We start from the raw sequence: 24,174 nt of genomic DNA on the forward strand, positions 1-24,174 counted from the left end.
TCGTATTTTAAACACTTAATATGCCACAACATAACTCACGCCGCGATATGATAAAGAAAGTAGCCACCATGGCGGTTGCTTCCACTATTATCCCTTCCCTGGCCAACAGAGTATCGGCACATGAAAACGTTATGGAAGAAAAACTGAAAGGAAAAATCAACCACTCCGTTTGCCAATGGTGCTATAACGACATCTCCCTGGATGAACTCTGCCAGGCTGCCAATCAAATAGGAATTACCTCCATCGACCTGGTAAATCCCAAAGATTTTGATGTGCTGAAAAAGCATGGTCTTACCTGCGCCATGGTGGCCAGCAACGGCCCGGAATGGGGTATTACCCGTGGTTTCAACAACCCGGAATACCACGAAAAACTGGAGGCTTACTTCAAAGAATACATTGACGCCACCGCCAAAGCAGGCTTTAAAAACCTGATTTGCTTTTCCGGTAACCGTAATGGTCTTTCCGACCAAAAAGGCATCGAGAACTGCACCAAAGGCCTCAAGCGCATCATCGGTTACGCCGAAAAGAAAAACGTGACCCTGGTGATGGAGCTGCTCAACAGTAAGGTGAACCACCCGGATTATCAGTGCGACCACACCGCATGGGGGGTGGCACTATGCAAATCCCTCGGTTCGGAAAATTTCAAGCTGCTGTACGACATCTATCACATGCAGATCATGGAAGGGGATGTGATCCGCAATATCCAGGATCATCACCAATACATCGCGCATTACCATACCGGTGGCGTTCCTGGTCGTAATGAGATCGATGAAACCCAGGAGCTTTATTATCCTGCTATTATGAAAGCCATCTACGCTACCGGTTACACCGGCTTTGTAGCACAGGAGTTCATACCAAAGCAGACCGATAAACTGGCTTCTCTTAAAAATGCCGTACATATCTGCGATATCGGCTAACCCTGATAACACTACATCTCTTTAAATACCAATAACATCCGTTTGAACCACGCTGCTCAAACGGATGTTTATTTTGTTTGTTATATACGGCCCCTTACCTTTGCCGCCAATTAGTCCACAAATCAAGTAGGGTAATAATGAAACAGTACTACAAAAAGCCGCTGGCCTGGCTGCTGGCCGAATCGGAAGACGACAGCTCCAAAACGCTGAAACGCACACTCAACGCCTTCCAGCTCACCATGCTGGGGCTGGGGGTGATCATCGGTGCCGGCCTGTTTTCCCTGACTGGCATTGCCGCGGCTAACCACGCCGGCCCTGCGGTAACGCTATCGTTTGTTGTAGCCGCCATCGGCTGCGCCTTTGCAGGGTTATGTTATGCCGAATTTGCGTCCATGATCCCCGTAGCCGGTTCAGCTTACACCTACGCCTATACGACCATGGGGGAGCTGTTTGCCTGGATCATTGGCTGGGACCTCGTCCTGGAGTTTTCCGTAGGGGCGGCAACGGTATCCATCAGCTGGTCCAATTACCTGGTAACGTTTCTGCATAACTATGGCATCTACCTCCCGGAAAGGTGGCTGCATTCACCCTTCGAAACATTTGTGGCTCAAAACGGCGAAACACTATCCGGTATCATGAACCTGCCAGCCGCTCTGGTAGTGGTATTGATGTCGCTTATACTGATCAGGGGCACCAAAGGTTCCGCCATCTGGAACGCGATAGTAGTATCGCTGAAAGTGGGTGTGGTACTGGTGTTCATTGCTTTGGGATGGAAGTATATTAACCCGGCCAACCATGTCCCGTATATCCCTGCCAACACGGGTTCCTTTGGTGACTTCGGCATATCAGGCATATTCAGAGGGGCAGGGATTGTATTTTTCGTCTTCCTGGGCTTCGATATCATCAGTACTGCGGCGCAGGAAACAAAGAATCCACGCAGAAACATGCCCATAGGGATTCTTGGCTCTCTCGCCATATGTACCGTACTCTTTATTTTATTTGCCCATGTAATGACCGGCCTGGCGCCCTACAAGGAATTTAAAGACAGCGGCGCCCCGGTAGCTATCGCCATCGCACACACGCCGTATATCTGGCTGGGGCAGGCAATATTGCTGGCTATTATAGTTGGTTACACGTCGGTGATCCTAGTGGATTTACTGGGCCAGAGCCGCGTGTTTTACGCCATGTCTAAAGACGGGCTGCTGCCAAAAATTTTCTCCGACATCCACCCGCGCTACCGCACCCCGTGGAAATCCAATATCCTCTTCTGTATTTTCATCAGTGTGTTTGCCGCTTTTGTGCCTTTGAAGGTAGTGGGGGAGATGACAAGCATAGGTACGCTACTGGCCTTCGTCATGGTTTGTGCCGGCGTATGGATTATGCGGTATACCATGCCGGATGCACCGCGGGCCTTCCGAACACCATTGGTGCCACTGGTACCCATCCTGGGCATTATTTCCTGCCTGGCCATGATGGTGTCGCTGCCGCTGGATACCTGGCTGCGCCTCATTATCTGGATGGCGCTGGGCATGGTGATTTACTATGCGTACGGGAAGAAAAGAAGTCGTGTCAGAGCTACGCTGAATCAGTAAGGCCAGTCTTCCCGGAGGATACCCATCACTACCATGTCCACAAACTGCCCATGCAGCCTGGCACTGGAGCGGAGTACCCCTTCTTTACAGAAGCCCAGTTTAATCGGAATCTGGCCACTGCGCTCGTTTTGCATGACGAACCGGATTTCTATTTTATTGAGATGTAATTGCTTAAAAGCAAAACTTACTACGGCCCTGGCAGCGGTGGTAGCAATACCTTTGCCCTGATAGGCGGCGCCCAGCCAGTAGCCTATTTCAGCAATATGGAGCTCCTGATCCCAGCTGTGGATATCTATCACGCCACAAAACTCATTACGGTACCAGATGCCGAAAGCAACGGCGTCCTGCTCTTCGGCCTTGCGCTGCATCATTTCAATAAAACGCAGGCTATGTTCTTCCTTAGTGTTGTAATCTACCCAGGGTAAAAATTTTCTGAGTTGTTTGCGGGAGATATCAAGCTGGTGATAGAGCGCAGACGCATCCGTGGGCTGCAATTGTTTCAGGTGTATATCATCGTTAACTGGTATCTCTATCATAGCGGGAAAGGAATAAAGGGGGCTAACTTACAAAAAAAAGCGGGAACTGACTGGTTCTGTTCCCGCCTTTTTGCACGTGCACAAATTTCTTAGTTGCTGGCCAGCAGCTGTTGTTTAGCCATATCTTTCACTACCTGTTGTGCGTAGAGCACAGCCATTCTTTCGGTGGTTGGCGGATCGAATGACCTTGACTGAACGGAATACAACATTTGTCCGCTCTGCAAATCATACAGGTTACCTTCCCACTGGTACCTGGTATTTACGGCCACATAGCCAGGGGCGTACATCCTGTTATACCAGGAGTAGTAAGGCCAGAAACCATAGTATCCGTATGGGGAATACATGGAGCCCGGAACAAACTGCCGTTCTTTACCTTTTTCCAGCATTACTATGGTGAGAACCTGGCTGGCACCGCTGCTTTTCAGCTTATTTACCACCTGTTTTTCACCCAGTTTACCAAATCCCTGCGGACCATATTCCTGGAATGCAGACACCGCGTTATATCCTTTCTTCCTCAACTCTGCTACTGTATAGCTTTCCATCTGGCTGCGGAGTGTGCGGTCTTTTTCAGGCACCAGGGCAATCACCATTACCTTCTGGTCTTTCTGAATTTTTTGCGCGTCATTCGCCCTCCAGGAAGAAGTAACTTTTGTGCTTGTACAAGCCGTTGCAAAAATGGCAATGGCGGCGATCATTAAACCCAGCTTTTTCATATACCCTCCTTTGATTTAGTATGTGTGTACCTGTTAGACGGAGAAGAGGCTGTTTTGTAACATGGGAGACTGGGTTTTAACAATACTTTTAGGGTTGTTAATGTATTGCTAATGAACAATTTATTTGATTGTTTGGTGTTGTTTTCCAGGGCTGACTCAAAAAATTCATCTTCTCAGGCAGGCGATGGAACCAAGCCGCGATTACCCGGTTTTCCGCGCCTGTATATTGCTTCTGAGTACTCTTCCAAAAAGAAAAGGTCGCGCCACAGGCACAACCTTTTCTTTTTGGAAGAGTACCACGCCAGACGTGGAGCCTACCAACCTGCGATATTTTAGTAATTTATTACCTGCTCTTCAATACTTGCCGGAATATCCCTGAACTGGTACAACTGTGTACGCAGCTGCGGCTCAAAGCCTGCTTCGCGGATAGCGTCCTGCATGGATTTGTAGGTGAAGCGGTGAGGGGCACCGGCAGCACTTACTACGTTTTCTTCAATCATGATAGATCCGAAATCGTTGGCGCCGGCGTGCAGGCACAGTTGGGCCACCTGCTTACCTACGGTGAGCCACGATGCCTGGATGTTTTTCACATTAGGCAGCATGATGCGGCTCATCGCGATCATACGGATATATTCTTCGGAAGTGGTCATGTTATGTACACCCCGGATACGGGCCAGCAGGGTATCCACGTCCTGGAAAGTCCATGGGATGAAGGCAGTGAAGCCATAGTGCCCTTCCGGCTTTTCGCTCTGTACCTGACGGATATCCACCAGGTGCTCGAAACGCTCCAGCACTGTTTCTACGTGGCCAAACATCATGGTGGCAGAAGAGGCAATATTCAGTTTATGGGCAGCACGCATAACATCCAGCCATTCCTGTGCACCACACTTACCTTTAGAGATCAGGCGGCGTACACGGTCGTTCAGGATTTCAGCGCCGGCGCCCGGAAGGCTGTCCATACCCGCTTCCTGCAGTGCTTTCAGCACTTCGATGTGGGTACTTTTTTCCAGCTTGGTGATATGTGCTACCTCGGGTGGTCCGAGGGTGTGCAAACGAAGGGTAGGGTAGAGCTGCTTCAGTTGCTTGAACAGATCCACGTAAAAGCTGAGTCCCAGTTCAGGATGGTGGCCTCCCTGTAACAGCAGCTGATCGCCACCATATTTCAGGGTTTCCTCTATTTTACGCTTATACTCATCAATGCCGGTAATATAGGCTTCTGCATGCCCCGGAATACGGTAAAAATTACAAAACTTGCAGTTGGCAGTACATACGTTGGTGGTATTAACGTTTCTGTCTATCTGCCAGGTCACTTTACCATGAGGCACCTGTATCTTGCGCAGCTCGTTGGCGATTTGCATCAGCTCTGCCAACGGCGCATTTTCAAACATGAATACTCCTTCCTCTGCTGTCAGGAATTCAAATTGTTGCGCCTTTTTGTATAAATCCTGTAGTTCCATTATGCTTTCCTTAAAAGTTGACGGCTAAACCGGAACAAAGGTAGTGTAAATGCATATATCTAATGCGATTGATTGCGCAAGTAATTATAATACCGTCCGTAATAAAAATATTTTATACGAAAGCTTTTAAACGTTAAATTTATATAAATACGATACCTACATCGCCCCCGACATGTTTAAGCTATTTCTGTTCAGCATTACCCTGTTCCTCGGAACATTTTTTTGCCAGCAAGCCACCGCCACCACGTTATATGCTGACAATCCCCGTACGCTATTTACTGAAGTTGATACCACCATCAATTCCGTACTCATCACCCGCTTTAAGTTTAAGCAGTATTATGGCGGCGTGGTCATCATACAGGCGGTACTCAAAGGCTACCCTGATACCCTTCAGTTTATTCTCGACACCGGCAGCGCCGGCATCTCCCTGGATACAGCCACCTGTGTACGACTAGGACTCAAGCTGGTACCCTCCGATAAGGTGGTGAAAGGTCTCGCCGGCTCCAAACAGGTATCATTTGCAGAAAATAAGTCCCTGCTGTTGCCGGGGCTGGAAGTGGATAGCCTGGATTTCCACGTCAACGATTATGAGCTGATCAGCCAGGTGTACGGCCTCCAGGTGGATGGTATTATCGGGTATAGTCTTTTAAGCAGATATATAGTGACGGTGGACTACGACAAAGAGGAAATCGGCATCTTCACAAGGGGAAAATTTAATTACCCCCGTGGCGGCATGTTACTAAAACCCAGCCTGACACAAATTCCGCTGGTATACGCCCCTGTGAAAAACGGAAGGACCAGCACCAGCAACCGCTTTTTCTTTGATACCGGTGCGGGTATGTGCCTGCTGCTGTCCAACCAGTTTGTAAAAGACAGTAACCTGCTGGCAGATAAAAAGCGCAGGGCAAAAGTAATCCAAACCGAGGCCCAGGGCCTTGGTGGCAGAATGACCATGTCGCTCACCACCATCCAGGAATTTCGTATAGGCACCTATAGCTTCCGTAACGTTCCTACCTATCTGTTTGATGATACGTACAATGTCACGTCGTACCCCTACCTGGGCGGCATGATAGGAAACGACCTGCTGCGGCGTTTTAACCTTACGCTTAACTACGCCAAAAAAGAAATATATCTCTTACCCAATACCCACTACAGGGATATATTTGACTACTCCTATACCGGCCTGGTGATATACCTGATCAACGGACAGGTAGAAGTAACCGACATCATCAAAGGCTCGCCCGCTGAAAAAGCAGGTCTGCAAAAAGGAGATATCATCCTCGGCATCAACAACAATATGGGCAATAACCTCCAGCTCTTTCGCGAACTCTTAAAGGCCATTGGCACCCGAGCATTTGTGCTGATCAAAAGAGATAATGAACTGGCAGTTAAAAAATTACCAATAAAAAGTATTCTTTAACGTTATTTGTGGCATGTGGCGACTCTTTTGGACATTATTTGCGATCGCTGCCTGTACCCAAGTAAGCGCGCAACGCAAAAACAACACAACGGCGGAACCTGACAATACCAAACCTGCGGCGGTTATCCCCTTCAGGCTGGTGAATAACCATATCGTATTCCCTGTTACCGTATCCGGTAGCACCGACACCCTGCAGTTTATCTTCGACAGTGGCGCGGAAATTACGGTGATGAATATACGTACCGCAGAAAAAATGAAATTGAACAGCGGTCGTCAGGCTTTTATGAGTGGGGTAAACAACGGCATGATACAGGTGCCGGTGGTTACCATCAATGCACTATATATCAAGGAATTAAGGATGCCATTTGTAACGGCCTACCTGGAAGACCTCCGCGATATGGGCAATGAAACCACCACCGTTGACGGCGTGATTGGCGTAGCCCTTATGAAGGCTTACATCGTAAAAATCGACTATCGCAACAAGCAGCTAACCCTCTACCCCAACGGCAAAACGAAAGTAAACACCGCGGGGCAACTGCTGCACTTTACCCTTAACTTCACCACACCTGTGATAGACGCTGTAATCAGGCTTCCGAACGGCGCTACGTTAATGGGAAAATACCACGTTACCAGCGGGGGCGACTACGGCGTACTCTTTAACTGGCCCTATGTGGAAAAGTATAAACTAAATACCCTGCTGCCCACTATCAACACGGATAAGGTGCAGGACATGGTGAAAGTGCTGTACTATATCAACAGCACCGTGAGTGAGCTGCAAATGGCCGGCAAAAAGCTGAACAATGTACCCGTCAGCTATAGCAAAGATGTGGATGACGTAGGCGCATTCGTTGAAATTGCAGGCGCAATTGGCTATTCCGTATGGAAACAATTTACCCTCACCATCAATTACAACAAGAAAGAATTGTTTATTGAGTAGCGTTGACGCATCGTTGACGAGAAGAGATTATCTTTACTAATATCCACAACATCAATTGGCTTATGACTCATTATAATAAATTTACTTTAGCGAACGGGCTCCGGGTAATTGTGCACGAGGACCATACAACGCCCATGGCTGTTCTGAACGTATTGTATGACGTAGGAGCAAGAGACGAGAACCCCGAACAAACAGGATTTGCACACCTTTTCGAGCACCTGATGTTTGGCGGGTCTGTCAACATTCCGGAGTACGATGAACCGCTGCAAATGGCCGGCGGCGAAAATAATGCCTACACTACCAGCGATCTCACCAACTACTATATCACCCTTCCGGCAGAAAACATCGAAACAGCCTTTTGGCTGGAGAGCGACCGCATGCTGTCACTCGCTTTCGGCGAAAAAAGCCTGGACGTGCAACGTAAAGTAGTATCGGAAGAATTCAAGGAACATTACATCAACAAACCTTACGGTGATGTATGGCATAAAATGAGAGCGCTGGCATACTCCACGCACCCTTACCGCTGGATGACCATCGGCAAGGAATTATCGCATATAGAAAATGCGAAACTGGAAGATGTGAAGGCTTTCTTTTTTAAATACTACCGCCCGGTGAACGCTATTCTCTCCGTAGGAGGCAACATCACCCTGGAACAGGTGAAAACCCTTGCTGAGAAATGGTTTGGAGACATCCCATCCGGCGAAAAATACAACCGTAACCTGCCGCTGGAGCCGGAGCAAACGGAAGCGCATAAACTGGAAGTAAAAGCCAATGTGCCGCTGGATGCTATCTACAAATGCTATCACATGCAGCCAAGATCTGACAAGCGCTATTATGCAGCAGATCTGCTCTCTGATATCCTCAGCAGCGGCGGCTCTTCCCGCTTACATCAGGTATTGGTAAAGGAGAAGAAATTGTTCTCCAATGTGGAGTGCTACCATTTTGGTAGTCTCGACGCAGGACTGCTCACCATCGAAGGCAAGCTCGTGAAAGGCGTCAAGATGAAAGACGCAGAGAAAGCCATCCAGCAGGAACTGGAGAAACTGCAAAACGAAGTGATTCCGGAAAGAGAACTGCAGAAAGTAAAAAACAGGGTGGAAAGTCTGCTCGCGTTTGAAGATATGAGTTTGCTCAACCGGTCCACCAACCTCGCTTTCTACGAACTGCTGGGCGATGCCGGCATGATGAACAAGGAATTTAGCAACTACGAAAGAGTGACTGCTGAAGAACTGCATCAGGAAGCCAAACTACTGTTTGACGAAAAGAACTCCAACACCATATACTATTACGCCGAAAACTAATACTGATAAGTGTTTTAAAGCAACGGCCCAAAAATTCAAAAGATGAACAGAAGTATTCCTCCTGCCATAAAAGATGCTGTGGAGTTTGATCTGAAGCTCAAACCATACGAAAAATTTACACTCGATAACGGTATACCCGTGTACGTTGTGAAGTCCGACGAACAGGAGACTTTACAGCTGGAACTGGTATTCCCGGCAGGCACCTGGTACGAAAACCAGAGTATGCTGGCACTGGCCACCAACTTTCTCATGAAAACCGGTACCAGCAAGCATACGGCCCTCGAAATCAATGAAAGTATTGAGTATTACGGTGCCTATCTGAACCGCAATACCTTCCACGAAAACGCCACCTACACCCTGCACTGCCTCACCAAACATATTGAGCAGTTGCTGCCGGTGCTCACAGAGGTGATTTTAGACCCTGTTTTCCGCGAAGAAGAACTCAGTGTATATGCACAAAACCAAAAGCAGAAACTGGCTGTAAACCTGCAGAAATGCGATTTTGTAGCCAATCGCTTCATTGATCAGTACCTGTTTGGGGAGTTCCATCCTTATGGCCGCGTGAGCACCATGATGGGCTATGATGCCCTGCAAACCGAAGCACTGGAAGGATTCTACAAAAAGCACTACACGTACAACAACTGTAAAATATTTGTTGCCGGCAACCTGCCGGAAAATATGATCCCGTTGCTGAACCAGTTTCTTGGCAGCACTAAATGGAACGGGGAGTCGCACCTGCATCGACTGGACCTGCCTATTCAGCCTGCCGAAGAGAAAAAGTTCAGGATCTTCAACGATGAAAACGGGGTACAGGGTGCCGTGCGCGTAGCGCGTCCGTTCCCGAACCGCTACCATCCCGACTTCCCTAAAATGCTGGTACTCAACACCATTTTGGGCGGTTATTTTGGCTCCCGTTTGATGAGTAATATCAGAGAAGAGAAAGGTTATACCTACGGTATCTACTCGCAACTCTATAATTTCCGCCAGGTGAGCGCTATCAACATCCAGACCGAAGCCGGCAGGGATGTATGTGAGTCCGCCATTGAAGAGATTTACAAAGAGCTGCAAACCTTGCAAAATGTGCCCGTTCCACAGGAAGAACTGGACCTGGTACGCAATTACATGATCGGTTCTATACTGGGCGATCTGGATGGTGCCTTCCAGATTATTCAACGCTGGAAAAACCTCATCCTCAACGATCTGGACGAAAATTATTTCTACAATAACATTCAAACGATCAAGACCATTACAGCAGATGAGCTGCAGCATGTTGCCAAACAATATTTCACGCCTGCAGACTTCTTTGAGCTGGTGGTTATCTAATTGCCACACTTTATGAAATATTTCATCATCTGCCTGTTGCTGCTCGCTGCCACCAGCAAAGGCTTTGCACAGTCACAGGCAGAGATGAATAAGAAAGCGACGGAAGCCTACCGGCAGGCCGACAAAGAGCTGAATGATATCTACCAGGCTATTCAAAAGGAATATGCCGCCAATAAAAAGTTCCTCGACAATCTCCGTGATGCACAACGGCTGTGGGTACAGTTCAGGGATGCCCAGCTGAAAGCCATGTTTCCGGAAGCTGCTAAAAGCTATGGCAGCATGTTTCCGGTGTGCAAATCCAATTATCTCACCCTGCTAACCACTCAGCGTATAGAGTCACTACGGGTATGGCTAAACGGACTTCCCGCAGGAGAAACCTGTACGGGATCAATAGGCGTGAAGCAGTAGTCCTCACGAATTATTTAAAATCCATATATATTTCGTAGGTTTGCCGCATATTTATCCACTATCCCTATGCGACACCTACTTGCTATCCTTGCCATCTTTGGCAGTATAACGGCTTATGCGCAACAGCATAAGGACCCCGTAGACCTCATTGAGGAGCGCTACCAACGCTGCATTGCCCAAGGTTCCAACATGTACAGCTGTGCCACCGTTTATTATCAGGCGATAGACAGCGCCTTATCTGCTACTATTCAGCATTTATACGGTCATTTGAATGCCAGCTCTGTTAATAAGTTACAATTGGATCAGATAGCCTGGGAAGAAAAGAAAGAAGCTTATTTCAAAAAGATAGATGAGCGTGTGGAAAAGCTGCATAAAAGCACCATGCAGGGGCTGGATGATGACATGATTTCAACGGATAACAAGGCAGCATTTCTGAAGGAAAGATTATTGGAATTATATAGAGATTATCCACTTGGCTAAACGGTTTTCCGTCCGACTTCGCCGGACGGAAAACCGTTTTATTGATGGGCCAACGGCCCATCAATAAAACGGGCTAAAACCGCTCCTGGTGCCGTAACCACCGCTCCGGAATTTCATTATTACTCGCCAGCAGATAGTCGTTATACGCACAGGGCACAAACTCCCTGTCCGGCAGCTGCATCCACCAGCGGCCTGTTTTCTTGCTTTTCAGAAACACGGTATCTATATCGGAGAAGGCTATATGAAATTCCCAGAAAGCGTCGCGGTGTTCCAGCAATGCTTCCTTATTCTTCACGGCTCTGCCATCCATGAAATACCAGATCATTTGTGATATCTGCCGGGCGGTAAGGTTTTCCTTGTCCTTTTCTGCACGGTAGCCATAAATGCCGAAGCTGGTGAGTCGGCTGCTCATACCGGCATAGCGTGCCAGGAGGCAGCTTTCCTCTCCACTGAAACCGTTGGGGGAGAGGTGATTGGCCGGCGCATCGGTATGGCGGATGATGTTGATATCCAGGCTGAAAAGATCCGAATGCCGCAGCACGGGTTCAGCTTCTTCCATATTTTCCCGGATACGTCCCAGGCGGTAGCAGTCGAACCGCAGTTTATCCAGCGTTTCTAACATCCTCGGATGTACGAAATAGCTTTGGAAGCCGAGGTGGTTATAGTGGCGGAGGTAATTAGGCTGTTCGGTAAGAATATCCATCAGGAAGCGTTCGCTGCGGATGGTCGAGTCTTCTTTCAGGTCGATCAGCGCATCGGCTACGGTAGCTTCTATGATCAGTTGTTGTGAGGCGTAGGCCTTATATTGGGCATAGGTGAGATCATGGGAGCCGCCCAGGATAATTACCGTTTTACTGGCTTGTATGAGATCGCCCACTACGGCTTTCATGGCGGCATATGCATCTGCCAGAAAGGCGCCGGAACGGAGGTTGCCTACATCAGCGAGTTTAATATCGCGATGCCAGTTATACAGCCGGTAAAATTCACGACGGATCATATCCGGCCCGTTGGTGCCGGTATTGCCCGAATAGCTGCCTCTCTCTTCTCCCACACCCAGCAGAATAATATCTGCGCTGTCAATATCAGGAATATGATTTGCCTGATAGGCATCAATCACGCCACCTACCTGGAATGCGTCGTATTCCTGGTCGTCATTAAGATAGTCTTTGGAAATAGGATTCAAAAAATCCTGAAGGTGCGAAAAATCAGCCATCAGTTTATAGGAATTAATGATGGCAAACGTACAACAAGAATTTTAATTTAACCTCAAAGCAAAACACGAAAGTATGGGCATAAAATGCACAGGCACAATATACAGCGTTGGCAACAATCAGTTCTTGTGGATAATGAATTCGAAAGGTTTGTGGGCCTTACGGGAGATGGCTTTTTCCAGCACAGGTCTCTTGTTGGTTACTTTGCTTTTATTGCAGTTGGCTACTTCCATCACGGCACAGAGATAATCCATCGTTTCGATGAGCGTCAGCATCTCACTAATCTGTCTAACGGCAGATTGAATTTGCTGCTCAGTGTACCTATCTTCGTGTAGCAGGATCAGTAAATCTCTATCTACAGGTTTCATGAAAAAAATTTGAAATTCCCCGAAAATATTGTTTGGTCAGGTATTCATGGGATAACCCAAAAGATAAGGTTAATCGTGGCCGTTTTGCTCAAAACGTGGGTATTAATGCATTCTTTTTTTGTTCATGGTGGGACAACCGCAATCATTTTTCTTAAACACCTTGCAACTCTCCATCGCCAAACTTCCACAAAGAAGAATAATTACCACCCATTTTATCTTATTCATACTGTTGATTATATGCTTAATCTAAATTGTTTATTCCTAGCTCAGACTTTACCTTTTCTTAACAATGCCCTTTTGTAATTTAAGCTAAATTCGCAAAAAAAATCCAAATATTTGTCCACAAACCTCTCTCCTAAAAAAATTCTTGTTGTTCCCCTGGATTGGGGCCTTGGACATGCTACCAGGGATATTCCCCTGATCCATGAAATGCTTAACGCAGGATGCAAAGTTTTTATTGCTGCGGAAGGCAAACATGCGGCACTTTTGCAACAGGAATTTCCTGACATCACCATCTTTCCTTTGCCCGGATATCGCATACAGTACGCACAGAAAGGCAAGTTTTTTGGTGTGAAAATTATGCAGCAGATTCCGAAAATTATCGGGGCTATCAAAAACGAGCAACGCTGGCTGCAAAAGATCGTAAAGGAACACCAGATAAACGCTGTGATTTCCGACAATCGCTTCGGATTATATCACAAGTCTGTCCCTACCGTTTTCATTACACACCAGTTGCTTATCAAGACCCCTTTCGGGGGCTGGATTGAGCGCACTTTACAGCGCATCAACTACAGTTATATCCGCAAATACAGCGCTTGTTGGATTCCTGATATCCAGGGAGATAATAACCTGTCCGGAGAACTGGCGCACCCTGCCACCTTACCCGCCACCAAAACTACGTACCTCGGCTGTTTGAGCCGTTTTGAACCGCAGGAAAATGTGCAGAAAAAATATGACCTGCTGGTACTGATATCCGGTCCGGAACCGCAACGCTCGAACCTGGAAAAAATGGTGCTCTCGCAGATAAAAGACCTCTCGCTCACCGCACTGATTGTAAGTGGTAAACCAGGCACACCGCAACAGGTAGAAATTGCCCCCGGCATCACACAGGTTAACCACCTGAACGCCACGGAGTTAAACAAAGCCATGCTAGCCTCGGAGATGGTGTTGAGTCGCTCCGGCTATACTACCCTGATGGACCTGGTGAAATTGGATAAAAAAGCAATACTGGTGCCTACCCCCGGCCAATCGGAGCAGGTGTACCTGGGCGAGTACCTCATGGAAAAAGGCTACTTCTATTCTCTCCCGCAAGAAAAATTTCAGTTGAAAACGGCCCTGGAGGATGCAGCGAAGTTTCCGTTTAAGTCATTCCAACAACAGGATATGACGCGGTACAAAGCGGTAGTTCAGGACTTTATCAAATCATTATAGTTTATCGAAAAAGCTCCGGCCAAAGGCCGGAGCTTTTTCGAATTTAAGGGATCGCCGAAGGCGATCCCTTAAATTCGAATGGCTACAAATTCTTCACATCCGCCCCGATGTATATCTTTCCGTCCGCAATCGCAACCGGACGCTTCAGGAAAGAATACTCTTCCAAAATCAAATCGTGATAATCTTTTTCCGTCAGTTCTTTTTCGTGAAGTCCCATTGGGCGGTACTTCTGTGACCTGCGACTAAAAAGCGCCTCATAACTTCCTGCTAGTTCTTTCATTTCTTTTAACTGGGCATCCGTTATTTTTTCCTTTTTTATATCTTGTAATACGAAGCCCCGGGCAGCAGCCTGCGTTTCTTCGAGGATCTTTTTACAGGTACCACAGGTGGAAAGATGGTATATCTTTTTCATATCAGTTTTTTCTGGTAGCAAATGTAAATTTTCCGCTCAGATATTCTGTAAAGGGAATACTCACAGGCATCCCTTAATTTTGTACATTCAAATTAATTCTTGTAGGTTTAGCGATGCAAAAGAAATTATTTTTACTGGATGCCATGGCATTGATCTACAGGGCGTATTACGCCCTGATCAGAAATCCACGCATGACCAGCACCGGGCGTAACACCAATGCGCAGTTCGGATTCACTACAACATTACTGGATCTCATCAATAAAGAAAAGCCGACGCACCTGGCAGTGGCTTTTGATACGCATGCCCCCACTGAACGTCATACTACTTTCACCGACTATAAAGCCAATCGCGAAGATGCGCCGGAAGACCTGCTGGACGCACTGCCTGATATCCGCCGCATCCTGCAGGGATTCAATATTCCACTGCTGGAGGTAGACGGCTATGAGGCCGATGACGTGATAGGCACCCTGGCCTGGCAGGCCGCTGATGCAGGTTACACCGTGTACATGGTAACGCCGGATAAAGATTATGGGCAGCTGGTAAGAGACAACATCTACATCTACAAACCACCATACATGGGCAGTAAGGAAGAAATTATGGGCCCTAAGGAAGTATGTGATAAATGGCAGATCAAAGATGTGTCCCAGGTAATTGACATCCTTGGCCTCATGGGTGATGCTGTGGATAACATTCCCGGCATTGCCGGCGTAGGCGAAAAAACAGCCATGAAGCTGCTGGCACAATACGAAACACTGGAAAATGTATTGGAAAATGCAGATGCCATCGGCGGTAAAATGGCCGAAAAAATAAAGGCAGGCCGCGAAAACGCACTGCTGTCCAAACAGCTGGCGACCATCATCACCGATGTTCCGGTTTCCTTCCACGAAGAGGATTTTTGCCTCAAGGAATATAACCGCGACGTACTCGTGGAAATTTTTACCGAACTGGAATTTAAAACACTCGGCAAACGTATACTGGGAGATTCTTTTGCAGCTTCCGGTGCCGCCGCGCCAGTGACAAAACCAGGGGTAGTACAAACCGACCTGTTTGGCAGTGTGACGGCCACCGAAGAAGCAGCTGCCCCAGCAGAACAGGAAGGCAGCAGCAGCTTCATTAATCCGGAAAAAAATATCAACAATACTCCACATACCTACCACCTCACCGATACAGCTGAAAAACGCAGCGCACTGATAGCCCAACTGCAACAGCAGCCGCAGCTTTCCTTTGATACGGAAACAACCGGCAAAGATCCGAATGAGGCCGACCTGGTAGGCATGAGCTTCTCCTTCAAATCCGGGGAAGCATACTACATCCCCCTGCCGGCTGATAAAGCAGGCGTGATCAGCATCCTGGAAGAATTCAGGCCCCTCTTTGAGAACGAAGCCATCACCTTCATAGGTCAAAACCTGAAGTATGATATGATCATGCTCAAATGGTATGGTTTTGCCATCAAAGGCCCTGTATTTGATACCATGCTGGCCCACTACCTCGTGGAGCCGGAAGGACGCCGCAGTATGGATTACCTCAGCGCACAATACCTCGGCTACGAACCTGTTTCCATAGAAACGTTGATTGGAAAAGGCAAAAACCAGCTGAGCATGCGTGATGTAGAAGTGGAAAAAGTAGCCAACTACGCAGCAGAAGATGCAGATGTGACCTTACAGCTGAAAGAGGTATTCCTCCCTATGCTGCCGGCAAAAGCAGTAGAAAAAGTATTTTACGAAGTGGAAAACCCACTCACGAAAGTGCTGACGGATATGGAGTACGAAGGTATCGCCATTGATACAAAGGCCCTGGCCGACTACTCCGCAGAGCTGGAAACAGAGATCAGGAGGGCAGAGGAGAGTGTATATGAACAGGCAGGTGTGCGTTTTAAACTCGCCTCCCCAAAACAACTGGGTGAAGTACTGTTTGAAAAATTACAACTCGATCCTAAAGCAAAGAAAACCCGTACCGGCCAATACGCCACCGGCGAAGATGTGCTCCAGAAGCTGTCTTCCAAGCACCAGATCGTAGAAGATATCCTTATCTTCCGCGAGCTGAGCAAACTGAAATCCACCTACGTAGATGCGTTACCGTTATTGCTGAATAAACGTACCAACCGCATACACACTTCCTATAACCAGGCAGTGGCAGTAACCGGTCGTTTAAGTTCCAATAACCCTAACCTGCAGAATATACCAATCCGTACGGACCGTGGCCGTGAAATACGCAAGGCTTTCATTCCAAGGAATGAAGAGTTCGTACTGTTATCGGCCGACTACTCACAGATCGAATTGCGCATCATTGCCGCCATCAGCAAGGATGAGCAGATGATGGAAGCGTTTCGTAGCGGCACCGATATTCACGCTGCAACGGCTGCAAAAGTCTACAACGTACCTTTGGAGGAAGTGACCTCGGATATGCGCCGCAATGCGAAGAGCGTCAACTTCGGCATCATCTATGGCGTGAGCGCCTTTGGTTTGTCCGAAAACCTGGGTATTCCCCGCAGTGAAGCCAAAACGCTGATCGATAACTATTTCGCCCAATATCCATCCATCAAAAAATACATGGAGGACCAGGTGAAATCAGCGCAGCAAAAAGGCTATGTGGAAACAATACTTGGGCGTAAACGCTGGCTCAAGGATATCAATTCCTCCAATGCGGTGGTGCGGGGTTTCGCTGAACGAAATGCCATCAATATGCCCATACAAGGTACTGCAGCCGATATGATCAAGCTGGCTATGATAGCCGTTCACAAGGCTTTCAAAGCACATAACCTGCAATCAAAAATGATCCTGCAGGTGCATGACGAATTGGTATTTGATGCACATAAGTCGGAACTGGAGATTATTAAACCTATTATTTTGGATTGTATGCGTAACGCCCTGCCACTGGCTGTACCGGTGGAAGCCGAAATGGGAATCGGCAACAACTGGCTGGAAGCGCATTAATACTGTAATTCATTTTTTAAGGGGATAGGATGTTACTGTGTATCGCACGATGCTGTACATTCTGTCCCCTTATTGCATTTTAAATCCCAAAAACCTAATTTGTATATTCCCAAAGCATTTACTCGTTACCAACATGATTCTTACTAAGCACCTGCAATTGATGCCGTGCACACTACACCATTTCGAACTGTTTTTACAGGGTAGTGATGTACTTGCGAGCCAACTGGATATTACGATAGCGGACAACTGGATTGAGTTTCCGGAAGTGATATTGGTTACTTATGATAAATTACGGAACGACCCCACCCTGTTGGGTTGGTTCTTTTATATGGTAATCCTTAAAGACAGCAGGGAGCTGATAGGAGCGGGGGGCTTCAAAGGCAAACCCAGTGCCGATGGTACAGTGGAAATAGCCTATGAGATCAGCCCCGACCACCGCGAAAAAGGATACGGCACCGAAATGGCCCAGGCACTCCTCAATTTTGCCTTTGGTCACTCTTATGTGACCAACGTGATTGCCCACACGGAAGAAGAATACAATGCCTCTGTTAAGATATTACAAAAAGTAGGAATGTCATTCGTGGGAGCTATCAGGAACAAGGACAACGAGGAATTGTGGGAGTGGAAAATCACCCGGGAACAGTTCGAAAAAGCACAACAAGGGGTAGTAAATGCATAGCAGGTTCCCTATCCGCTCATCAAACTTTTAGTCGGCAAAGAAGGCTGTTTCCCTTATATTTGGCCCTTTGTTACAAAAATTACAACGAATCTAACCACATGAAGAATTGGATGTTAGGCGCCGTAATGCTTTGCTCTACGGCTGCATTTGCACAAACCACCACCAACATACAGGGTAGCAAATTAGAGTTTACCACCATTAAAAACATGGATGCTTTTGACGTTCAAAACCAGGGTCGCACTGGTACCTGCTGGTCTTTTTCCGGCATGTCCTTCCTGGAGTCTGAAGCACTGCGCGCTGGTAAAGGCAAAGGTGTAAACCTGAGCGAAATGTACGTAGTACGCAACATGTATCCTTTAAAAGCTGCTAACTACGTTCGCATGCACGGTAAAGCCAACTTCGGTGAAGGTGGCGGATTCCCTGATGATATTCTCTGCCTCCGCGAATTCGGTCTGGTTCCTCAGAGTGCATACGATGGCAACCGTCAGAAAACTTACAACCACGCTGAAATGGTTAGCCTGCTGGAAGGCCTGGTAACTAAAATCGGCGCCGCTAACGGTACTATCAATCCGGATTGGAAAAAAGCCTACGATGGTGTGCTGAACGCTTACATGGGCGAAGCTCCTGCTAAATTTGAGTATAACGGTAAACAATACACGCCGCAGGCTTTTGCCAAAGAACTGGGCCTTAATGCCGACGATTATATCTACATCTCTTCCTTTACCCACCACCCATACAACTCACAGTTCGTTCTGGAAGTACCGGATAACTGGAACTGGGAAAAAGTATACAACGTAAACCTGGCAGATTTCACCACCATCGCTGAAAACGCCCTCACCAACGGTTACACCCTCGCATGGGCTGCTGACGTGAGCGAAAAAGGTTTCAACTTCAGAGAAGGCCTGGCTATCGTTCCGGATAAGGACTTTGCTGATATGTCTGCCGACGAAAAGAAAAACGCATTCCTGCAACCTATCCAGGAAAAAAATATCACTGCCGAAGTACGTCAGGAAGCTTTCGATAACTTCGAAACCCAGGACGACCACGGTATGCATATCGTAGGACTGGTAAAAGACCAGACAGGTAAAAAATACTTCCGTGTGAAAAATTCATGGGGTACTGATAATTTCGGTCAGGGCTACTTCTATGCTTCCCTGCCTTACTTCCAGTACAAAACTACCTGCTACATGGTTAACAAAAAAGCACTGCCTGCAGATATCGCAAAGAAGCTGGGAATTAAATAAGGTCCTTATACCGGCTTTGTTTGAGTAAGATATTTCCCATAAAAAAGTCCCGCTCCGGCGGGATTTTTTTATGCCATTTCAGATAATTGACACCGTCAATCAATAATAGTTGACTTAGTCAATAATGCTTATATTCAATGCGTTGCGTAGTTGAGTAGTCGCCCAGCCGGATTTTTACCGGCAGCCCGGTGCGTTGCTGCACCTTCCATTCCTGCTTGCAGAAAAACCCGAAACATTGATTGTAATAGAGGTTAGGAGCCAGCGGCGCCACCTTCTTTTCCGTTGTTTGCTTCGGCGGCGGTATGATGTGAACAGGTTTTAATTTGAACTCCTGGCCAAAGGCAACAGGTCCAAAGGCCGCCAGCACGAGTAGGAATGTCAGTCTCTTCATTTTACAATTTTTTTTTCTCCAGATCTTCCACAGCCTTCGGCTGTGGAAGATCTGGAGGGATCGGGGGCCGAAGGCTCCCGATCCCTCCAAAATAAAAGGTTATGCTATCGCCTCAAAACTTCCGATCCCCTCACGAATCAACTCCGGCTCACCGCTGGTACAATCCACTACCGTGGAAAATCCCATCCCGCCAGGGCCGCCATCTACCACAATATCCACCAGCTTCCCAAACTTCTCATAAATCACTTCCGGGTCCGTATATTCTTCCACGTAGTAGTCGATCGGCAGCGTAGTACTCATGATCGGATTATCCAGCTCCTTCACAATTGTGCGACAAATATTATTATCCGGCACCCTGATACCAACTGTATCTTTCTTGGTTTTTAACAACTTGGGCACCAGCTTACTGGCCGGCAAAATAAAAGTATATGGCCCGGGCAAAGCCTTTTTCAGCATACGAAAAACGGGCGTATCCACACTTTTTGCGTAGTCCGATAAATGACTCAGATCGTAACAGATGAAGGAAAAATTAGCCTTTTTAGGATCAATCTGCTTGATGCGCGCTACCCGCTCAATGGCCTTTTGCTGCGTAATGTCACAACCCAGCCCGTACACGGTATCGGTGGGATAGATAATCACACCGCCGTCTTTCAGGCATTCAACAATCGTTTTGATGTTGCGGGGATTCGGGTTATCAGGGTGAACTTGTAAAAGCATATTCAAATTTAACGAAAATGGATGTCAAATTATCTTCCTAACTTTCGGCCGATTTTTCTAAACCTACTTGGATGAAGCTTAAAGGAATTGTTCCGAGAATGTGGAGGAGAGTGAAGAGAGTGTTATTAGTATTAATTATTGCCCAATTTGCCTATATCATTTTAACGAAGTGGGTGAATCCCCCTATTACCCTTACGCAAATCTCCAGTTGGTTTAGCCTGTGGGGAACAGACAAAAAGCTGCATAAAAGCTGGGCCAGCTACGATGAGATTTCCCAGCACGCCAAGCTGGCCGTGATTGCCAGCGAGGATCAGCTGTTCACCGACCACGACGGGTTCGATTTCAAATCCATAGAAAAGGCCATGAAGCACAACGCCAAGAGTAAGAAAATTCGTGGCGCCAGCACCATTAGTCAGCAAGTGGCAAAAAATGTTTTTTTATGGCAGGGGAGAAGTTGGGTCCGCAAAGGCCTGGAGGTCTATTTTACTTTTATGATTGAAAAAATCTGGGGTAAACAGCGCATCCTGGAAGTATACCTCAACGTGGCTGAAACCGGCGAGGGCATCTTCGGCTTTGAATCCGCCGCACAGGAATACTACCATAAACCAGCGGCTAACCTGAACCGGGAAGAAGCTGCCATGATTACCGCGGCGCTGCCTAACCCGGTCAAATACACGGTGGTGCCTCCTTCCAGGACTACCGCCTATCGCCAGCGTAAAATCCTTATCCAGATGCGCAATATTGCACCGGACCCGGATATCGCTGAACTGGTGACAGGTATCGAAACCACGAAAAAAGAAAAGTAACTATCCCCGCAGGAGCTTGTCCACAGCGGCTGCTGCGGTAATTTCCCGCTGTGCATAACTGCCGCTGATATCCACAAACGGTACGCCCGATTGCACTACAATATCCCGGTATACATTGTAAAAGTAACTGCGCATCTCCGGCTCAGGGTGCTCCCGCTGCGGATCATTTTCCCAGGCGAGGTCAATATTAGTGAGGAGATATAAATCACACTGCTGCTGCGCAATCATCGCCAGGATGCGGTTGTCGCAGTCGCCATACTTGTGCTCACTCCAAACTTTGATTACATACAGGTCCGTATCGCAGATCAGCACATCCGTCGCTTTTGCCAGCTGCTGCTGTTCCAGCGCCACCTGCCCTTCGGCGATTTTTAACAGGTCATCCTTTTCGTAGGGGCGTTCCAGGTATTCAATGTATTCGCGTGCGTATTCCGGCGCCCATACGGTGTGGAAGCGCGTGGCCAGCATCTCACTTAAAGTACTTTTGCCGGTCGACTCAGGCCCTATTACAACTACTTTTTTCATGCTTGTGCGCTTTCATTTGCCAGCCCTTCCTTTCTCCAGCTGAAATAGCCGAATATCGCGATGATGAATAGGAAAATGGTCAGGAACGAGGTCAGGTACAAATGTTTATAGAATAACAGCGGGATGGCTACGAGGTTGGAAATATTGAGCAATATCCAGTTTTCCACCTTACGCTTAGCCAGCAACCACATGCCGGCGCAGGCGGTAGCGGATACAAAACCATCCATCGTGGGCGTGGTAGAATCGGAATAATGGGATAGCAGGAAATAAAATATCGCCCAGCCAACTGCTGCGATACCAATGGCGATGCCCATGGTGCGCGGGGAACTGAAGGTGATCGTCACCGGCTCCTGCGACTGACCACTGCGGCGTGCCCAATAAATCCAGCCATACACGCTCATAATGAAATAATAAGCGTTCAGCGTTGCTTCTGCATATAATTTAAAATGGGAATGGGAGAGCAGATAAACGTAAATACCAGTGCTGACTAACCCGGTGGGGTATACGAGAATATTATTTTTCTTTTGGAAGATGACAGACAACACTGCAAAAAAAACAGCAATGATCTCTAAGGTGGTCATCTCATGAAACCCATTCAGCAGGCCCTGGTATATTTCGTTCATGGGTTAAAATTAAAACGAAAATATGGAAGCCGCACGGATACGGCTTCCATACTGCAATTATTTTTCTCCGAGCAGGGTACCGGAAACGTTCCAGAAGCTCTGGCTGGTACCTGCCGGCAAACCTTGCGGGATGGCTACTTTGAAAGTATGCCTGCCCGGCGTTACATCCGGAAGATTGATAAACACAGGTGTGGTAAGCGTTCCAGGGCACCAGTTGGAACGGCTCAGGTCTGACGACGACAATCCGTTGCCAAAGTTGCCGGAAGCCGGATTGGAATATCGGTAGGTAGCACAATCCGTGCGCCATGGAATGAAATGATATACCCGTTGGTTATCCACAAAAATTTCGTTCTGCCTGGGGTTGAACTCATCGCCGCCGCCCCAGCCGCCATGGCCGGTGGTGAGGTAACGCAGCTGCAGCTTTTTAACACCTGCAGGGATATCCACCGTTACGGTCAGCGAATCTTTATCAAACAGGGTAGCGTATTCCTGGCCAGCCATCTCCATTACGTTGGTAGTATTGAACACCGGCATTACAAAGTTGGTACCGGCGCCCTGCTCTTCCTCATCATAGCCAGGGTAGTACTTAAAGGACAGGCTTACTTTATGGCCGCCTTTGTCGTAGTTACCGATATAAACACCCAGCCATACTTCTCCCTGCAGGGCGCTGGAGAGCTCGGTGATATCCTGCTTGTATATTACGGAATCCGCCCAGTGGTACCCCTGAATCTGTACCTGGTTGTTAAACTGGCGTACGCCGAAAGGAGTGAAGAAGCGGATGACTTCCAGCGGTGGCGTAAAGGAGGCTGTTTTCACCATACCCTGATAAGCCTTTCCGTTGCGTGCATGATAGAGTGGAAGCGCGGCAGCACCTTTTTTAAGCCCGTCGAGGAAGGTGGTATCCGTACCTACAGGCACCATGAATACGGAGCCGGTACGGTCGTAGGCATCGCCGTTGGAGTACTGTACCAGCTCGGCAAACAGGTTGTAGCCTTTTTTCCATTCCGGCAGTTTCACTTTTTTGAGGATGATGGTGCCGCCGGCGTAATGGTACGTTTTGTTGAGCTGTTCGCCTTCCGGGTTAGGGGTGTTGTTGCCCCAGCTGATCTGCTCCTGCTCAAATACCGGCAGGGTGGTGTAGCGACTGTCGATCACGGCACGCATATACGCTGCATCGTTCACCACATTGCCTTTGTTGGCCGGCCACGCCAGTTCTTCCGGCGTTACTTTGCGATATTCGATTTTGCGTGCAACGGTTTCGCTGTTACCGTTTCTGATGATACGCAGCACCAGGCCCAGGCCCGGGCCATAGCTTAGGGTGGGGGTACCTTTTATTTTGAGTGCGTTGGTATACCATACTTCAATGGTGTTAGAGCGCACAAAGAGTTTCGCTTTTTTACAGGGGATGCCGAGGATGGTGGCAGTATCGGGGAGCAGCTCCGGTTGCGGATGCTCGCCGAACGGTTTTTGCAGCGTGTATACATCACCGTTGGCCAGGGAAAGCACCTGCAGGGTGGTTTGATCGTGGTAGTCCAGGTATTGCTGTTCTTTTTGTGCTTTTCCGCCAGGCAGGATGTGTACCTGGTTGTGGTCCACCACCATGCGCAGCCCTTCACCGCCGGATGACTTTCCATTGTTCACAAATCCGTAGGTGATAACGGCAACAGTACTATCGGTTTTTTTCTTTTGGGCCGCAGTTGGCAGGGCGGCAGCGAGGCAAATAAAGGCGAGTAGTCCTTTCATTTTTTTCATT

General features: G+C 47.8%; 24 protein-coding genes. 13 read left to right on the top strand and 11 right to left on the bottom strand.

From position 1 onward, the window contains the following. Nucleotides 1–20: 20 nt before the first annotated feature. Together KW844_RS01005 and KW844_RS01010 are read left to right on the top strand one after the other, a co-directional pair. Nucleotides 21–917: a hydroxypyruvate isomerase family protein gene (locus KW844_RS01005; protein WP_218374848.1), complete on the top strand. Its 897-nt coding sequence runs from the start codon at nt 21–23 to the stop codon at nt 915–917. 137 nt (nt 918–1,054) lie between these two features. Next, nucleotides 1,055–2,509: an amino acid permease gene (locus KW844_RS01010; RefSeq protein WP_218374849.1), complete on the top strand. Its 1,455-nt coding sequence runs from the start codon at nt 1,055–1,057 to the stop codon at nt 2,507–2,509. Here KW844_RS01010 and KW844_RS01015 read toward each other — a convergent pair. The 3 genes from KW844_RS01015 to mqnC form a co-directional block, all read right to left on the bottom strand. Further along, complete coding sequence (locus KW844_RS01015) at nt 2,503–3,045, bottom strand: GNAT family N-acetyltransferase (protein WP_218374850.1); 543 nt, start codon at nt 3,043–3,045, stop codon at nt 2,503–2,505. The genes KW844_RS01010 and KW844_RS01015 overlap by 7 nt on opposite strands. Before the next feature lie 89 nt (nt 3,046–3,134). After that, nucleotides 3,135–3,758: a hypothetical protein gene (locus KW844_RS01020; protein ID WP_218374851.1), complete on the bottom strand. Its 624-nt coding sequence runs from the start codon at nt 3,756–3,758 to the stop codon at nt 3,135–3,137. A 332-nt stretch (nt 3,759–4,090) separates the two neighbouring features. Continuing rightward, nucleotides 4,091–5,215, bottom strand: a complete 1,125-nt coding sequence (gene mqnC / locus KW844_RS01025) for a cyclic dehypoxanthinyl futalosine synthase (protein WP_218374852.1) — start codon at nt 5,213–5,215, stop codon at nt 4,091–4,093. Nucleotides 5,216–5,387: 172 nt separating this feature from the next. Between mqnC and KW844_RS01030 the strand changes: the two genes are divergently transcribed. From KW844_RS01030 to KW844_RS01055, 6 genes are all read left to right on the top strand, one after another. Further along, on the top strand, nt 5,388–6,635 hold the full coding sequence (locus KW844_RS01030; RefSeq protein ID WP_218374853.1) for an aspartyl protease family protein: 1,248 nt from the start codon (nt 5,388–5,390) through the stop codon (nt 6,633–6,635). Nucleotides 6,636–6,648: 13 nt separating this feature from the next. After that, nucleotides 6,649–7,572 (top strand): aspartyl protease family protein, encoded by a 924-nt coding sequence (locus KW844_RS01035; RefSeq protein WP_218374854.1) that lies wholly within the window; start codon nt 6,649–6,651, stop codon nt 7,570–7,572. A gap of 134 nt (nt 7,573–7,706) precedes the next feature. After that, a complete protein-coding gene (locus KW844_RS01040) occupies nt 7,707–8,873 on the top strand; it encodes a M16 family metallopeptidase (RefSeq protein WP_370626437.1) in 1,167 nt (388 codons plus the stop codon). A 42-nt stretch (nt 8,874–8,915) separates the two neighbouring features. After that, nucleotides 8,916–10,196 (top strand): pitrilysin family protein, encoded by a 1,281-nt coding sequence (locus KW844_RS01045; RefSeq protein ID WP_218374856.1) that lies wholly within the window; start codon nt 8,916–8,918, stop codon nt 10,194–10,196. 12 nt (nt 10,197–10,208) lie between these two features. Then, nucleotides 10,209–10,604 (top strand): lysozyme inhibitor LprI family protein, encoded by a 396-nt coding sequence (locus KW844_RS01050; protein WP_218374857.1) that lies wholly within the window; start codon nt 10,209–10,211, stop codon nt 10,602–10,604. A 66-nt stretch (nt 10,605–10,670) separates the two neighbouring features. Beyond that, nucleotides 10,671–11,084 carry a lysozyme inhibitor LprI family protein gene (locus KW844_RS01055; protein WP_218374858.1) on the top strand — a complete coding sequence of 138 codons (414 nt, stop codon included), beginning with the start codon at nt 10,671–10,673 and terminating at the stop codon, nt 11,082–11,084. Between the two features lie 73 nt (nt 11,085–11,157). Here KW844_RS01055 and KW844_RS01060 read toward each other — a convergent pair whose 3' ends face one another. Then, complete coding sequence (locus KW844_RS01060; RefSeq protein ID WP_218374859.1) at nt 11,158–12,297, bottom strand: formimidoylglutamase; 1,140 nt, start codon at nt 12,295–12,297, stop codon at nt 11,158–11,160. 117 nt (nt 12,298–12,414) lie between these two features. After that, nucleotides 12,415–12,663 (bottom strand): hypothetical protein, encoded by a 249-nt coding sequence (locus tag KW844_RS01065; protein WP_218374860.1) that lies wholly within the window; start codon nt 12,661–12,663, stop codon nt 12,415–12,417. Between the two features lie 336 nt (nt 12,664–12,999). Between KW844_RS01065 and KW844_RS01070 the strand changes: the two genes are divergently transcribed. Beyond that, entirely contained in the window at nt 13,000–14,094 is a 1,095-nt protein-coding gene (locus KW844_RS01070) for a glycosyltransferase (RefSeq protein ID WP_218374861.1), read from the top strand. 82 nt (nt 14,095–14,176) lie between these two features. On the opposite strand, the gene KW844_RS01075 is transcribed toward KW844_RS01070, so the two are convergent. After that, nucleotides 14,177–14,506 carry an arsenate reductase family protein gene (locus KW844_RS01075; protein ID WP_073082539.1) on the bottom strand — a complete coding sequence of 110 codons (330 nt, stop codon included), beginning with the start codon at nt 14,504–14,506 and terminating at the stop codon, nt 14,177–14,179. A 113-nt stretch (nt 14,507–14,619) separates the two neighbouring features. On the opposite strand from KW844_RS01075, the gene polA reads away from it, so the two are divergent. The 3 genes from polA (at nt 14,620) to KW844_RS01090 (ending at nt 19,362) form a co-directional block, all read left to right on the top strand. Next, complete coding sequence (polA, locus tag KW844_RS01080; RefSeq protein WP_218374862.1) at nt 14,620–17,439, top strand: DNA polymerase I; 2,820 nt, start codon at nt 14,620–14,622, stop codon at nt 17,437–17,439. Nucleotides 17,440–17,572: 133 nt separating this feature from the next. Further along, a complete protein-coding gene (locus tag KW844_RS01085; protein ID WP_218374863.1) occupies nt 17,573–18,118 on the top strand; it encodes a GNAT family N-acetyltransferase in 546 nt (181 codons plus the stop codon). Nucleotides 18,119–18,216: 98 nt separating this feature from the next. Beyond that, the gene (locus KW844_RS01090; RefSeq protein WP_218374864.1) at nt 18,217–19,362 is read left to right on the top strand and encodes an aminopeptidase C; all 1,146 of its coding nucleotides are present in this window, start codon (nt 18,217–18,219) and stop codon (nt 19,360–19,362) included. A 118-nt stretch (nt 19,363–19,480) separates the two neighbouring features. Here KW844_RS01090 and KW844_RS01095 read toward each other — a convergent pair whose 3' ends face one another. Both KW844_RS01095 and KW844_RS01100 read right to left on the bottom strand, forming a co-directional pair. Then, nucleotides 19,481–19,753, bottom strand: a complete 273-nt coding sequence (locus tag KW844_RS01095; RefSeq protein ID WP_218374865.1) for a hypothetical protein — start codon at nt 19,751–19,753, stop codon at nt 19,481–19,483. A 99-nt stretch (nt 19,754–19,852) separates the two neighbouring features. Further along, nucleotides 19,853–20,470 carry an L-threonylcarbamoyladenylate synthase gene (locus KW844_RS01100; protein ID WP_218374866.1) on the bottom strand — a complete coding sequence of 206 codons (618 nt, stop codon included), beginning with the start codon at nt 20,468–20,470 and terminating at the stop codon, nt 19,853–19,855. Nucleotides 20,471–20,541: 71 nt separating this feature from the next. On the opposite strand from KW844_RS01100, the gene mtgA reads away from it, so the two are divergent. Beyond that, nucleotides 20,542–21,276 carry a monofunctional biosynthetic peptidoglycan transglycosylase gene (gene mtgA, locus KW844_RS01105; protein ID WP_218374867.1) on the top strand — a complete coding sequence of 245 codons (735 nt, stop codon included), beginning with the start codon at nt 20,542–20,544 and terminating at the stop codon, nt 21,274–21,276. Here mtgA and KW844_RS01110 read toward each other — a convergent pair whose 3' ends face one another. Genes KW844_RS01110 through KW844_RS01120 form a run of 3 tightly spaced genes read right to left on the bottom strand, consistent with a single transcriptional unit; the run spans nt 21,277 to nt 24,164 of the window. Next, a complete protein-coding gene (locus tag KW844_RS01110) occupies nt 21,277–21,798 on the bottom strand; it encodes an AAA family ATPase (RefSeq protein ID WP_218374868.1) in 522 nt (173 codons plus the stop codon). Next, the gene (gene pnuC, locus KW844_RS01115; RefSeq protein ID WP_218374869.1) at nt 21,795–22,421 is read right to left on the bottom strand and encodes a nicotinamide riboside transporter PnuC; all 627 of its coding nucleotides are present in this window, start codon (nt 22,419–22,421) and stop codon (nt 21,795–21,797) included. Before pnuC ends, KW844_RS01110 begins: the two co-directional genes overlap by 4 nt. A 57-nt stretch (nt 22,422–22,478) precedes the next feature. After that, the gene (locus KW844_RS01120) at nt 22,479–24,164 is read right to left on the bottom strand and encodes a PNGase F N-terminal domain-containing protein (RefSeq protein WP_255578091.1); all 1,686 of its coding nucleotides are present in this window, start codon (nt 24,162–24,164) and stop codon (nt 22,479–22,481) included. Nucleotides 24,165–24,174 lie beyond the last annotated feature (10 nt).

It is taken from the genome of Chitinophaga sp. sic0106 (genome assembly GCF_019219075.1).
Lineage (GTDB): Bacteria > Bacteroidota > Bacteroidia > Chitinophagales > Chitinophagaceae > Chitinophaga.

What these genes read in the sequence shown, in the direction of transcription:
- KW844_RS01060 (WP_218374859.1), bottom strand. Translation starts at nt 12,297, where the DNA reads ATGGCTGATTTTTCGCACCTTCAGGATTTTTTGAATCCTATTTCCAAA.
- KW844_RS01095 (WP_218374865.1), bottom strand. Translation starts at nt 19,753, where the DNA reads ATGAAGAGACTGACATTCCTACTCGTGCTGGCGGCCTTTGGACCTGTT.
- KW844_RS01055 (WP_218374858.1), top strand. Translation starts at nt 10,671, where the DNA reads ATGCGACACCTACTTGCTATCCTTGCCATCTTTGGCAGTATAACGGCT.
- KW844_RS01010 (WP_218374849.1), top strand. Translation starts at nt 1,055, where the DNA reads ATGAAACAGTACTACAAAAAGCCGCTGGCCTGGCTGCTGGCCGAATCG.
- KW844_RS01085 (WP_218374863.1), top strand. Translation starts at nt 17,573, where the DNA reads ATGATTCTTACTAAGCACCTGCAATTGATGCCGTGCACACTACACCAT.
- KW844_RS01050 (WP_218374857.1), top strand. Translation starts at nt 10,209, where the DNA reads ATGAAATATTTCATCATCTGCCTGTTGCTGCTCGCTGCCACCAGCAAA.
- KW844_RS01035 (WP_218374854.1), top strand. Translation starts at nt 6,649, where the DNA reads ATGTGGCGACTCTTTTGGACATTATTTGCGATCGCTGCCTGTACCCAA.
- KW844_RS01090 (WP_218374864.1), top strand. Translation starts at nt 18,217, where the DNA reads ATGAAGAATTGGATGTTAGGCGCCGTAATGCTTTGCTCTACGGCTGCA.
- KW844_RS01120 (WP_255578091.1), bottom strand. Translation starts at nt 24,164, where the DNA reads ATGAAAGGACTACTCGCCTTTATTTGCCTCGCTGCCGCCCTGCCAACT.
- KW844_RS01110 (WP_218374868.1), bottom strand. Translation starts at nt 21,798, where the DNA reads ATGAAAAAAGTAGTTGTAATAGGGCCTGAGTCGACCGGCAAAAGTACT.
- KW844_RS01005 (WP_218374848.1), top strand. Translation starts at nt 21, where the DNA reads ATGCCACAACATAACTCACGCCGCGATATGATAAAGAAAGTAGCCACC.
- KW844_RS01030 (WP_218374853.1), top strand. Translation starts at nt 5,388, where the DNA reads ATGTTTAAGCTATTTCTGTTCAGCATTACCCTGTTCCTCGGAACATTT.
- KW844_RS01100 (WP_218374866.1), bottom strand. Translation starts at nt 20,470, where the DNA reads ATGCTTTTACAAGTTCACCCTGATAACCCGAATCCCCGCAACATCAAA.
- KW844_RS01040 (WP_370626437.1), top strand. Translation starts at nt 7,707, where the DNA reads ATGGCTGTTCTGAACGTATTGTATGACGTAGGAGCAAGAGACGAGAAC.
- KW844_RS01015 (WP_218374850.1), bottom strand. Translation starts at nt 3,045, where the DNA reads ATGATAGAGATACCAGTTAACGATGATATACACCTGAAACAATTGCAG.
- KW844_RS01020 (WP_218374851.1), bottom strand. Translation starts at nt 3,758, where the DNA reads ATGAAAAAGCTGGGTTTAATGATCGCCGCCATTGCCATTTTTGCAACG.
- polA (WP_218374862.1), top strand. Translation starts at nt 14,620, where the DNA reads ATGCAAAAGAAATTATTTTTACTGGATGCCATGGCATTGATCTACAGG.
- mtgA (WP_218374867.1), top strand. Translation starts at nt 20,542, where the DNA reads ATGAAGCTTAAAGGAATTGTTCCGAGAATGTGGAGGAGAGTGAAGAGA.
- KW844_RS01065 (WP_218374860.1), bottom strand. Translation starts at nt 12,663, where the DNA reads ATGAAACCTGTAGATAGAGATTTACTGATCCTGCTACACGAAGATAGG.
- pnuC (WP_218374869.1), bottom strand. Translation starts at nt 22,421, where the DNA reads ATGAACGAAATATACCAGGGCCTGCTGAATGGGTTTCATGAGATGACC.
- mqnC (WP_218374852.1), bottom strand. Translation starts at nt 5,215, where the DNA reads ATGGAACTACAGGATTTATACAAAAAGGCGCAACAATTTGAATTCCTG.
- KW844_RS01075 (WP_073082539.1), bottom strand. Translation starts at nt 14,506, where the DNA reads ATGAAAAAGATATACCATCTTTCCACCTGTGGTACCTGTAAAAAGATC.
- KW844_RS01045 (WP_218374856.1), top strand. Translation starts at nt 8,916, where the DNA reads ATGAACAGAAGTATTCCTCCTGCCATAAAAGATGCTGTGGAGTTTGAT.